At 75.3% G+C, this 12,161-nt stretch carries 7 protein-coding genes; all 7 read left to right on the plus strand.

The features are described from left to right. Nucleotides 1-1,377: a protein phosphatase 2C domain-containing protein gene (locus ACH4VO_RS04660; protein WP_360987858.1), complete on the plus strand. Its 1,377-nt coding sequence runs from the start codon at nucleotides 1-3 to the stop codon at nucleotides 1,375-1,377. Between the two features lie 184 nt (nucleotides 1,378-1,561). Continuing rightward, the gene (locus ACH4VO_RS04665) at nucleotides 1,562-2,920 is read left to right on the plus strand and encodes a VWA domain-containing protein (RefSeq protein ID WP_360987856.1); all 1,359 of its coding nucleotides are present in this window, start codon (nucleotides 1,562-1,564) and stop codon (nucleotides 2,918-2,920) included. A gap of 124 nt (nucleotides 2,921-3,044) precedes the next feature. Continuing rightward, complete coding sequence (locus ACH4VO_RS04670) at nucleotides 3,045-4,406, plus strand: FHA domain-containing protein (protein ID WP_360987854.1); 1,362 nt, start codon at nucleotides 3,045-3,047, stop codon at nucleotides 4,404-4,406. A gap of 75 nt (nucleotides 4,407-4,481) precedes the next feature. Beyond that, on the plus strand, nucleotides 4,482-4,886 hold the full coding sequence (locus ACH4VO_RS04675; RefSeq protein ID WP_360987852.1) for a globin: 405 nt from the start codon (nucleotides 4,482-4,484) through the stop codon (nucleotides 4,884-4,886). A 153-nt stretch (nucleotides 4,887-5,039) separates the two neighbouring features. Next, nucleotides 5,040-8,372, plus strand: coding sequence for an FtsX-like permease family protein (locus ACH4VO_RS04680; RefSeq protein WP_360987850.1), 3,333 nt, complete (start codon nucleotides 5,040-5,042; stop codon nucleotides 8,370-8,372). A 1-nt stretch (nucleotide 8,373) separates the two neighbouring features. Further along, a complete protein-coding gene (locus ACH4VO_RS04685; RefSeq protein ID WP_360987848.1) occupies nucleotides 8,374-11,160 on the plus strand; it encodes an FtsX-like permease family protein in 2,787 nt (928 codons plus the stop codon). Beyond that, entirely contained in the window at nucleotides 11,157-12,113 is a 957-nt protein-coding gene (locus ACH4VO_RS04690) for an ABC transporter ATP-binding protein (RefSeq protein WP_360987846.1), read from the plus strand. Before ACH4VO_RS04685 ends, ACH4VO_RS04690 begins: the two co-directional genes overlap by 4 nt. The last annotated feature ends 48 nt before the right edge of the window (nucleotides 12,114-12,161 follow it).

Below are 12,161 nucleotides of genomic sequence, written 5' to 3' on the forward strand. Positions count from 1 at the left end.
ATGTCACAGAGCCACCAGCGGGCCTCCTTGCCGGGGTGCCCCAGCTGCGAGGAACCGCTGGAGCCGGGCGACCTGTTCTGCGGCGCCTGCGGTTACGACCTCTCGGCCGTTCCCGCTCCTCCGGGCGACCGGCCGACGGTCGCCCTCACGGTCCCCGCGCAGGGCGCGGGAGCAGCGGGCGCGGACGCGCGCGTACCGGACGCGCCGGGCGCCGGGGCCCTGGAGTGGCCGCCCGCCGCCGAGGCAGGCAGCTCCGGCCGCCCGGCCCCTACGCACCGGCCGGCCGACCTCCCCGGCACGGACTCGGGCGGCAGGCCGCTGCCGACCGCCGCTCCCCCGGCGGTCCGCCTCGACGAGCCCGGCGGGGCGCCCGGAGCCTCGGGCGACTTCGAACTGGCCGCCCCCGATCCCCGCACGGCGGAGCGCGCCGCCGGGGCGGCCGGGGCCGCCCCCTGCGGCACGGTCTGTGTGGCCTGCCGCGCCGGCCACGTGGACCCCGACGGCTACTGCGAGAACTGCGGCCACGCCCAGCCCCGCGAGCGCGACCACATGGAACAGGAGCTCGGCTCCGTGGCGGCGGTCAGCGACCGGGGCCTGCGCCACCACCGCAACGAGGACGCGTTCGCGGTGTCCAGCACCGCGCTCCCGGACGGGTCGCCGGCCGTCGTCGCCGTCGTGTGCGACGGCGTCTCGTCGGCGACCCGCCCCGACGAGGCGTCGGCCGCCGCGGCGAGCGCAGCCAACGGGGCGCTGATGGACTCGCTGCCGCGCGGCACGCACCCGCAGCAGGCGATGCACGACGCGATCCTCGCCGCGTCCGAAGCGGTCAACTCCCTGGCCCAGGAGCCCGGCGGGGCGATGGAGCACGATCCGCACCGCCACCGCAACGCCCCGGCCTGCACGCTGGTCGGCGCGATCGTGGCGAGTGGTCTGCTGGTCGTCGGCTGGGTCGGCGACAGCCGCGTCTACTGGGTGCCCCAGGACCGCGCCCACCCGCCGGCCCGGCTCACGGAGGACGACTCCTGGGCTGCGCAGATGGTGGCGACGGGCCTGATGAACGAGGCCGAGGCGTACGCCGACGAGCGCGCCCACGCCATCACGGGCTGGCTCGGGGCCGACGCGTACGAACTGGAGCCGCACACAGCGTCGTTCAAGCCGGACCGGCCGGGGCTCGTGGTGGTCTGCACCGACGGCCTCTGGAACTACGCGGAGGCCGCTGCGGAGATGGCCGCCGCCGTGCCGGCCGACGCGTACGAACGGCCGCTGCACGGCGCCCAGGTGCTGGTCGGTCACGCGCTCGACGGCGGGGGCCACGACAACGTAACAGTGGCGCTCCTGCCGTTCGCCGTGCCGCCCCGAGGGGCAGGATCGGCCTGAGGCACCGCCCGGACCGGACCGCGGCCCGACCGCGAGAGCCACCCGACCGATCTGTGCGCCCTGTGCGTCCCGCGCGCCCTGCGCGACCGGCGCGACCTGTGCGACCCGCCGTCCTGCCCGTCCTGAACCCTGTTCGCACATCTGTCTTCGTCTGACCTACATGGAGCCTCGAGGAGCCGATCAGATGGCCAACTTCTCCAAGTCCAGCGTGCCGCGGTTCTCCGTCGAGGTGTACCAGAACGCCTACCTGCCGGAGGGCGGACGGGAGGTCAACGCGATCGTCACCGTGACCTCGACGGGCGGGGGCACCACCGGTGGCGTGCCGCCGGCGGCGGTCCCGGCGGACGCGCGGGTGCCGGGCCGCGGGCCGGGCGCAGCCGTCGTGCTCATGGTCGACTGTTCCGGTTCGATGGACTACCCGCCGACGAAGATGCGCAACGCGCGGGACGCCACGGCGGCGGCCATCGAGACGCTGCGGGACGGCACCCGGTTCGCCGTGGTCGCGGGGACCCACGTCGCCAAGGACGTGTATCCGGGCAACGGCCGGCTGGCGACCGCCGACGCTCGGACGAAGGCGCAGGCGAAGGAGGCCCTGCGCCGCCTCGGCGCGGGGGGCGGCACGGCGATCGGTACGTGGCTGCGGCTGGCCGACCGGCTGCTCGGGGCGGCCGACGTGGACATCCGGCACGGCATCCTCCTCACCGACGGGCGCAACGAGCACGAGTCCCCCGAGGACCTGCGGGCCGCGCTGGACGCCTGTGCGGGCCGTTTCACCTGTGACGCCCGCGGTGTCGGCACCGACTGGGAGGTGAAAGAGGTCACAGCCATCGCCTCCGCCCTGCTCGGCACGGCCGACATCGTGGCCGATCCGGCGGGCCTCGCCGCGGACTTCACGCGGATGATGGAGAACGTGATGGGCAAGGAGGTCGCGGACGTGGCGCTGCGGCTCTGGACACCCGTCGGCGTGGAGATCGTCTTCGTCAAGCAGGTGGCACCCGCGGTCGCCGAGCTGACCGGCCGCCGCACCGAGGCGGGGCCGCGTGCGGGGGACTATCCGACCGGCTCCTGGGGTGACGAGTCCCGGGACTACCACGTGTGCGTACGGGTTCCGGAGGCCGGGATCGGCCAGGAGATGCTGGCGGCCCGCGTCTCCCTGCTCCTGCCCGCACCCTCCGGCGGCGGGGCCCCGCAGACCCTCTCGCAGGGCCTGGTACGAGCGGTGTGGACGGACGACATGGCGGCGTCCACTTCGATCAACCCCCAGGTCGCGCACTACACAGGACAGGCGGAGCTGGCACACGTCATCCAGCAGGGACTCGACGCGCGCAAAGCGGGTGACGTGGACGGCGCGACCGCGAAACTGGGCCGTGCGGTGCAGCTCGCCTCTGCCTCCGGAAACGCGGATACGGCGAAACTCCTTTCGAAGGTCGTCGACGTCGTCGACGCGGCGACCGGTACTGTGCGACTCAAAGCGAAGGTGGCCGAAGCGGACGAGATGACACTCGAAACGCGCTCGACCAAGACCGTTCGCGTCAAGAAATAGCATCAAGAAACAACTGCTCACACGAGAGCGACACAGCCGTACGGAGGGCCGCCCGGCCCGCCGGACGGCGCGCCTACGAGCATGACGGCCTCCGGGCCGGACGAGGAGAGGAGGAAGCGCCGACATGCCGACCTGCCCGAACGGACACCAGTCGGGTTCCGAGGACTGGTGCGAGGTCTGCGGCCATCGCATGGCCGGGGCGGGCGCGCCTGCGGGCGCGGTCCCTCCGCCGCCTCCCCCGCCGCCCGCGCCCGGTTACGGCTACCCGCAGGGCTCCGGCCCCGGGGAGCCGACCGCCCAGGCGGAGCTCTGCCCGCAGTGCCGTACCCCGCGCGAGGCGATGGCGCCGTTCTGCGAGGAGTGCCGCTGGAACTTCCTCACGAACACGGCGACGTCGTACACCCCGCTGGCCCCGCAGGGCGGCGTGGGCGGCCCGGTGCCGGGTCTCAACCTGCCGCCCGGCTTCCAGGCGCAGCAGGGCCCGCCGCCCCAGCAGCAGCGGGACCCGTTCGAGTACCAGGGCTCCCGCCCCTCGCAGGTGAACCGGCCGGCGGAACCCCTCTCGGAGCAGCCGAGCCGGCCCGGCCCGCCGCCGTCGTTCCAGCAGGGGCCGCCGCCTCCGCCCGCCTTCCAGCAGCAGTCGCCGTCGCCGTTCGAACGGCAGGGGCAGCCCGGGCAGCCGTCGCCGTTCGAACGGGAGGAACAGCCCGGACAGTCCGCGCCGTTCGAACGGCAGAGCCGGCCCGGGCAGCAGGGGCCGCCCGCGCCGTTCGAACCGCAGGGGCAGCCCCGGCAGGGCCCGCCCGCGTCGTTCGAACCGCAGGGGCACCCCGGGCAGCAGGGTCCGCCGCCGCCTCCGTCGTTCCAGCAGCAGTCCGCGCCGCCGGCCCCGCCGCAGCCCCGCGCTCCGCGGACGGGTGGGGACGACGACTGGATGCTGCCGCCGCCCTCGCAGCAGCAGCAACCGCCCGCGGCGTTCCCGCAGGGCCCGCAGACGCCGCAGGCCCCGCACCATCCCCAGTTCCCCGGACAGGAACAGGGGCCCGCGCAGGCCCAGGGGCCGGGCCATGACCAGGGGCCGGGCAGCTGGACGGCCGTCGTCGCGCCGGACCGGGACTACTTCCTGGCGATGATGCAGCGCAGCGGTCCCGAGGCGACCGGGCTCAACCTGCCCGCGTACTCCCCGGAACAGCGTCTCGCGCTCACCGGTAACCAGATCACCATCGGGCGCCGCCGGCACAGCACCGGCGAGTCCCCCGACATCGATCTGGCCGTGCCGCCGGAGGATCCGGGCGTCTCGCACCAGCACGCCGTGCTGGTGCGGCAGCCGGAGGGGAACTGGGCCGTCGTGGACCAGAACTCCACCAACGGCACCACGCTCAACGGTGCCGAGGATCCGATCCAGCCCTACGTCCCGGTGCCGCTGCAGGACGGGGACCAGGTGCACGTCGGGGCCTGGACGACGATCACGGTCCGCCGCGACTGAGCGGCCCGCGCGCCGGCCGGGTACCAGGGTCCTAAGTCCCCGGTACTCGGCCGGTGCGTCTGCGACGATGGACGGGTGACAGACATTCCGCGCGACACGCTTCAGGAGCAGACCTTCTACGAGCAGGTCGGCGGCGAGGACACCTTCCGACGCCTGGTCCACCGCTTCTACCAGGGGGTCGCGGAGGATCCGCTGCTGCGGCCGATGTACCCGGAGGAGGATCTCGGACCGGCCGAGGAGCGGTTCGCCCTCTTCCTCATGCAGTACTGGGGCGGGCCGCGTACGTACAGCGACCGGCGGGGGCACCCCCGGCTGCGGATGCGGCACGCGCCCTTCACGGTGGATCAGGCGGCTCATGACGCCTGGCTCGCCCGCATGCGGGTCGCGCTCGACGAACTGGGCCTGTCCCCGGCGCACGAGCGGCAGCTGTGGGACTACCTCACCTATGCCGCCGCCTCGATGATCAACACGGCGGACTGACCCCGCGCACTGTGCGGAATCCGGTACTCCGTCCTCGCATAACGATCACGATCCCATCAAGGTGTGCCACCGCCGGTTCTCCGGGACCGGTGCCCTCTGAAACCATCCACGGAACGCCGGGGGGCGTGCGGCTGCGAAGTTTCGGGGGATCAGGTGACGGGGTTCGTCTTTCTGCGGGTCCGCGCGCACCGCCTCCTGCTCGCCGCCGCCGTCCTGGCCGTGCTGCTCACCACGTGCGTGCTCGCCGCGCTCGCCGCCTTCTCCGGTTCCGTCGGCGACGCCGCCCTGCGGCACACACTCACCCACCGGTCCGCCGGTCCGGCCTCTCTCCTCGTGTCCGCCGGGGTGGACCACGAGAAGCGCGCGGAGGCGGACGCCGCGGTGCGCCGGGCCGCCGCCGAGACGTTCGGCGGGTTGCCGGTGACCGTGGGGAAGCTGGAGAGTTCGGGCCCCTACGCGCTGCCGCGCACGCTGCAGACACCGTCGGAGCGGCGCGGCAAACCGGACCTCACGCACGTCGCCTCCCTCGACCGCGGCCGGATCCGCCTCACCGCCGGCCGCCTGCCCGCCGGGGGCTCGGGGACGGCGACCGGTCCCGTACAGGTGGCGCTGCCCCGTACGGCCGCCGAGGCGCTGCGGCTGGGGCCGGGCGCCGCGCTGACCCTCACGGACCAACTGGGCGGGGCACCGCTCCGCGTCGAGATCACCGGTCTGTACGAGGCCGCCGAACCGGCCGATCCCTATTGGCAGTTGGATCCGCTGGCCGGGCGCGGGATCCGCGAGGTCGTCTTCACCACCTACGGCCCGCTGCTCATCGACCCGGCGGTGTTCGGCTCGGGCCGGGTCGGTTCCGAGCGGGTGGCCTGGCTGGCCTCCGCGGACTTCCGCACGCTGACGACCGAGGGCACGAGGTATCTGATCCGGGCGTCGACGGACGGCCCGAAGGCGTTGCGCGCCTCCCCGGCGCTCGGCGACGGCGCCACGGTACGGACCTCGCTTCCCACCGTCCTCGGCCAGATCGAGCGGGCGCTCCTGGTGTCCCGCTCGACGATCATGATCGTCGCCGTTCAGCTCGTCCTCCTCGCCGGCTACGCCCTGCTGCTCGTGTCCCGGCTGCTGAGCAGCGAGCGCGGCGGCGAGACCGCACTCCTGCGGGCACGGGGCGCTTCCCGGGGCCGGATCGTCTCGCTGGCCTCGATCGAGGCGCTGATGCTCGCGGTGCCCGCCGCGGTCGTCGCCCCGTTGCTGGCCGGCCCGTTGACGCGGCTGCTCGCCGACCGGAGCGGACTCACCCACATCGGGCTGCGGCTCGACGGCGCTGTGGACGGCGCGGTGTGGACGGCGGCCGGCGCCGTGGCGCTGGCCTGCGCGCTCGCCGTGGTGGCGCCCGCGCTCACGGCGGGCTCCGACGGGCGGCGCGGCGGCCGGGCGGCGGCGCTGCCGGCCCCGGTGCGGGCGGGCGCGGACATCGGTCTGCTGCTCGTCGCCGGGGTCGCGTACTGGCAGCTGGACCGGCAGACCGGGGCCTCGGGCGGTGGCGCGCTCAGCGGTGACCGGGAGGGGCACCTCGGGATCGATCCGCTGCTGGTGGCCGCCCCTGCGCTGGCGCTGCTGGCGGGTACGGTGCTGACCCTGCGGCTGCTGCCGCCGGCGGCCCGGCTCGCGGAGCGCCGGGCGGCGGGTAGCCGCGGCCTGTCCGCGGCGCTGGCGGGCTGGCAGTTCAGCCGCCGCCCGCTCCGGGGCGCCGGGCCGGTGCTGCTGCTCGTCCTGGCCGTGGCCACGGGCATGCTGGCGATCGGTCAGAGCGCGTCGTGGGACCGCTCGCAGCGCGACCGGGCGGACTTCGCGTCGGGCGCGTCCGTACGCGTGGTGGGCACGCTGTCCGGCGGCCCGGTGGGCGCCGCCCCGTACGCGGACCTGCCGGGCGTGCGGGAGGCGGCGCCGGCGTACCGCACGACGGCCGAACTCTCCGGCGGGCGGACGGCCGAGGTACTCGCCCTGGACACCGCGCACGCGCGGGAGCGGATGCTGATGCGCGAGGACCTCGCCGGGACCTCACCGGAGAAGCTGTTCGACGCCATCGCCCCGCCGAGGACCGCGCGGACCGGGGTGGTCCTGCCCGCCGGCAGTGAGCGGGTGCTGTTCGACCTGCGGGTCCGCGACCTCTCGGCGCCCGGCGGAACGTCTCCCTCCGGCTCGGTGGCGGCGGTCGGCGTGCTGCTGGAGGACCGCTACGGCATCGGGTACCGGGTCGGGGTGGGCGCCGTCCCCGTCGACGGCCGTGCGCACACCCTGTCCTTCCCCGTGTCGGCCGCCGGTGACCTGGCGGTGACCGGCTTCGAGATCGACAGCGGCCTGCCCGAGGGCCGTGCCGAGACGCGCCTGGCCGCACTGACCGGCCTCAGGACGGTCACCGCGGACGGCGTCCGGCGGCCGGTCACGGGCGCGGACCGGGTGCGCTGGCAGGCAGGCGTCACCATGGCGGGGGCCGGCGAGAAGCAGACCGGCAGGCCACCGGAGGCGGTGACGGGCTCGGGCGCCTCCCCGGCCTTCCGGTACGAGACCGGCCACGCCCGCGCGGACGGCGGCTACTACGGTGCTCCGGTCAGCACCCTGCGCGTGACGGCGGCCAGGCCCGCCGCCCCCGCGCTCAAGGCGGTGGCCACCGACGCGTATCTGGCGCACGCGGGGGCGAAACCCGGCCAGGACGTCGACCTCACCCTGGCGGGCCGGACGGTCCGGGTGACCCTGGTGAAATCGGTGCGGCAGATCCCGACCACGGGCGCCGGGGCGGTCACCGGCGCCGGGGCGGCCGGGGGCGCCCCGGTGGAGTCGTCCACCGAGCCGGGCGGAAGCCTGCTGCTGGACCTCAGGGCGGTCTCGGAGGTGCTGGCCCACCGTCCGGATGCGGTGCTCGCGCCCACGGAGTGGTGGCTGAGTACGGCACCGGGGGACGGCCCGCGGGTGGCGGCCGCACTGCGTGCGCTGCCCGGGGCGGACCTCGCCCAGGTGCGGGTGCGCGACGAGGCGGTGCGGGAGCTGACGGACGATCCGCTGGGGGCGGGGCCGCAGTCCGCGCTGCTGGCGGTCGCCGTGGCCGCTGCGGCCCTGGCCGCGGTCGGCTTCGCCGTCGGCCTCGTGGGCTCGCGGCGTGAACGGACCGCTGAGTTCGCCGTCCTGCGGGCACTGGGCGCCTCCCGCCGCGGGCTCGCCCGGATGCTGGCCGCCGAACAGGGCGTGCTGATCGCCCTCGCCCTGCTGATCGGGCTCGCCCTCGGAGCCGTACTGACCAGGGCCGTCGTGCCACTGGTCGTACTGACCGGACAGGCCACCAGGCCCGTGCCCGACGTGCTGGTGCTCCTGCCGGCCGGGCAGGTCGCCGTACTGCTCGCCTCGGTCGCCGTACTGCCGCTGCTGATCGTCGCGGCGGTCACACTGCGGCGCGCCGACCCCGCGGTGTCGCTGCGCCACCAGGGGGACAACTGACATGAACGCCGACAAGGCTGCGGCCGCCTGCGCCCCTTGGGTGCGCACCCGGCTGCGTACGGCGCCCGGGATATCCGCCGCGCTCGCGGTCCTGGTGTGCGTGACCGCGTTCCTCGCCGCCGCGTTCCCGCGCTCGGTCGACGCGTACGAGACAAGGGCGCTGCGCCACGACGTGACGAGCGCGTCTCCGGGCCGGAGCGTCCTGGAGGTGACGACACCGCCGCCTGCCCTCGGGCTGCCTCCCGCCGTCCGGGAGCGCGCGATGCGGGAGGAGTTCCTGTCGTCGGCCCAGGGTGCGCTCGTCAAGGCGCTCCCCGACCCCGTACGCGCCGACGTGCCCGCGTCCTCGTACGGCGTGCACACCACGAAGCCCCTGGCCGCGAACGAGTCCTGGCTGCCCCGCCCCGACGCGATGCCGCCCGAGCTGACCTACGCCATCCCGTCGGCCCTCCCCCGCCACAGCGTCCTGCGGGCCGGGCGCTGGCCGGTGGTGAGGAGCACGGTGACACTGGACACCCGGGAGGTGGAGGCGGCCGTCACCGAGGAGACCGCCGCGCAGCTGCGCATCAAGCCGGGCTCCGCCGTCGCGGTGCCCACCCAGGGCGGGGAGCCGCTGACCGTACGCGTCACCGGCATCGTCGCCCCGCGGCACCCGGAGAGCGGCTACTGGGCGGTCGACCCGCTGCTCCGCGCGCCGTCCCTCATCAAGGACCCCGGGTCCCGCACACCCGTCTTCTACTGGCGCGCGACGCTGCTCCTGCCACCGGACGCGGGTCCCGCGCTGCTCGCCACCACGGGCGAACCGGAGCTGTACTGGCGCCTGGCACCGGACGCCTCGAAGCTGACCGCGGGCGACGTGCCCGCCCTGGAGACCGGCATCGCCGCGGTGGAGACCGGGCCCGGGCTGCTGGAGCTGCGCGACCTCACGGGGCCGAACACCACCCTCACCACCGACCTGGACGCCATCCTCGACGCCTACACGGCCATGCGCACCGCCATCAGTCCCGTCGTCACGGTCGCCGCCGTCGGCATCGGGGCGGTCGCCCTCGTCGTCCTGCTGATGACCGGCGGGCTGATCGGCGCGCGCCGGCACCACGAACTGGCCCTGCTGCGCTCCCGCGGCGGCTCGCTGCGCGGCATCGGCACCCGTCTCCTGGCCGAGACCGCGGTGGCCGTCCTGCCCGCGGCGGCGCTCGGGCTGCTGCTCGCCGTCCTGCTCGTCGGCGAGGCCCGGTGGTGGCCGGCCGCGGTGGGCGCCGCCACGGTCGCCGGGCTGGTCTGCGTGGCCCTGCCGCTCCGTACGACGCTGCACCACCGCAGGCCGCTGCTGCACGGCGCCCGCGAGGACGTCGTCACCGCAAAGCCGTCCCGGCGGCGTACGGTCGCGGAACTGACCGTGCTCGTGCTGGCCGTCGGCGCCGTCGTGGCACTGCGCCGCCGCGGGACGACGGCCGACTCCGGTGCCGATCTGCTGGTCACGTCCGCCCCCGTCCTGGTCGGGCTGATCGCCGCCCTGGTCCTCGTACGGCTCTACCCGCTGCCGCTGCGGCTGGCCGCGCGCCCGGCCGCGAGGCTGCGCGGAGCCGTCGGCTTCCTGTCGCTGGCCCGGGCAGGCCGGTCGTCCGCGAGCGGGACACTGCCGCTGCTGGCCCTGCTGATCGCCCTGACCACCGCGGCGTTCGGCGGTTCCGTACTCGCCGGGATCGCCGACGCACGCGACCGGGCCGCGCTCCGGGCGGTCGGCGCGGACGCCCGGATCAGCGGGGAGGGCGGCTCGTCCCCGCTCTCCCGCGACGACGTCCGCAGGGCGCGCGCGGTGCCCGGGGTGGAGGACGTGACGGCGGTACACATCGAGTACGGCACCCCGCTGGCGGCGTCCGGGGACGTCACGTCCGGGACGAAGCGGGCGACGCTGCTGGGGGTCGAGCCGGAGTCGTACGCGCGGCTGGCCCGGGCCGGCGGCCTTCCGGCGTTCCCCGCCGCCCGGATCGCGAACGGTCCCGGCAGGGACGGCACCGGCGGAGACGGGGTGCTGCCCGCGGCCGTCTCACCGGCGCTCGCGAAGCGGCTCGGCGAGGGACCACACACCGTCAGCTCGCAGGCCGGGGACATCAGGGTGCGGGTCGCCGCGGTCCTCACCCGCACCTCGGCGGTGAGCGATTCCGAGTTCCTGGTCGTGGACTCCGCCTCGCTCGCCCAGTCGGCACCCACCACGCTGCTGGTGACGGGAGCGGCGCTCGACGGCGGGAAGCTGCGGGCCGCCGCGCGGACGGCCGGCCCGGAATTCGACGTACGGCTGCGGGTGGCGGAGCGCGAGACGTTCGTCGACACCCCGATCCAGTCGGGCGCCGAGCGGATCTACGGTGCGGCGGTCGGGGCGGGCGCCGGTTACGCGCTGCTTGCCGTGCTCCTGTCCCTGCTGCAGACCGCCCCGGAACGCACCACTCTGCTGGCCCGGCTGCGCACCATGGGGCTCACCACCCGGCAGGGGCGGCGGCTGCTCGCGTCGGAGGCGATGCCGCAGGCGCTGCTGGCCGCGGCCGGCGGCCTCCTCGCCGGCGGGGCGAGCATCGCCCTCCTGGCCCCCGGCATCGACCTGGCGGCCCTCGCTTTCGCCGGCGGGGATCCCGGGACACCGCGGACCGCCTCGCTGCACGCCGATACCGTGTCGCTGGTCCTTCCGGCGCTCGGCGTGGTGGTCCTCACCGCGGCCGTCGCCGGTGTGCAGGCGTGGTGGGCGGGCCGCCGCGGATCGATCAAGGAACTCAGGGCAGGAGACAGCCGATGACGTCGTCCGCGGAGACCACACTGGCCGAACTGGAACGGCGGGCCGCCGCGCGCCGCGACCGGCCGGCGTACGGTCACGACGCGCTGATCACCTGCGACCGGCTGGTGCGCATCTTCTCGGTCGACGGTGTCGAGGTACAGGCCCTGCAAGGTCTCGACCTGCTCGTCGCCGAGGGGGAGCTGATGGCACTGGTCGGCGCCTCGGGCAGCGGGAAATCGACCCTGATGAACATTCTGGCGGGCCTCGACGTGCCCACGGCGGGGTCGGCGAAGGTGGCCGGCGGCGACCTGCTGGCGATGGGCCCGAGGGAGCGGCTGCGCTACCGCCGCGACGTGGTGGGGTTCGTCTGGCAGCAGACCGCCCGCAACCTGCTGCCGTATCTGACCGCCGTCCAGAACATCACGCTGCCCATGCAGCTGCGCGGCGGCGGACGCGCCCGCGAACGGGCCGCGCGGGCCGAGTCGTTGCTGCGGATGCTGGAGGTCGCGGAGTGCCGCGACCGCCGCCCCGCCCAGATGTCGGGCGGCCAGCAGCAGCGGGTGGCGATCGCCGTGGCCCTGGCCAACAACCCGTCGGTGCTGCTCGCCGACGAACCGACGGGCGAGCTGGACTCCGCCACCGGCGAGCAGGTGTTCGCCGCGTTCCGCCGCGCCAACGAGGAGCTCGGTACGACGATCGTGATCGTCACCCACGACCAGGCGGTGGCGAGCGAGGTGCGCCGTACGGTCGCCATCCGGGACGGCCGTACGTCCTCGGAGGTCCTGCGGCGCACCGAGGTGGACGCGGCGACGGGGCAGGAGTCCCAGGTGGCGCGCGAGTACGCGATGCTCGACCGGGCCGGGCGGCTGCAACTTCCCGTGGACTACACCGAGGCGCTGGGGATGGAGCACCGGGTGATGCTGGAGCTGGAACAGGACCACATCGGGGTGTGGCCGGACACGCCGAAGGAGTGACGTACGGCCCCGGCACGCAGGCAGTCCGGCGCTCAGGCGGTCCGGCAC

It is taken from the genome of Streptomyces sp. NPDC020780, assembly GCF_044334475.1.
Taxonomy (GTDB): domain Bacteria; phylum Actinomycetota; class Actinomycetes; order Streptomycetales; family Streptomycetaceae; genus Streptomyces.

Coding starts and splice junctions, on each gene's coding strand:
- ACH4VO_RS04670 (WP_360987854.1), top strand. CDS start 3,045: ATGCCGACCTGCCCGAACGGACACCAGTCGGGTTCCGAGGACTGGTGC.
- ACH4VO_RS04685 (WP_360987848.1), top strand. CDS start 8,374: ATGAACGCCGACAAGGCTGCGGCCGCCTGCGCCCCTTGGGTGCGCACC.
- ACH4VO_RS04660 (WP_360987858.1), top strand. CDS start 1: ATGTCACAGAGCCACCAGCGGGCCTCCTTGCCGGGGTGCCCCAGCTGC.
- ACH4VO_RS04665 (WP_360987856.1), top strand. CDS start 1,562: ATGGCCAACTTCTCCAAGTCCAGCGTGCCGCGGTTCTCCGTCGAGGTG.
- ACH4VO_RS04690 (WP_360987846.1), top strand. CDS start 11,157: ATGACGTCGTCCGCGGAGACCACACTGGCCGAACTGGAACGGCGGGCC.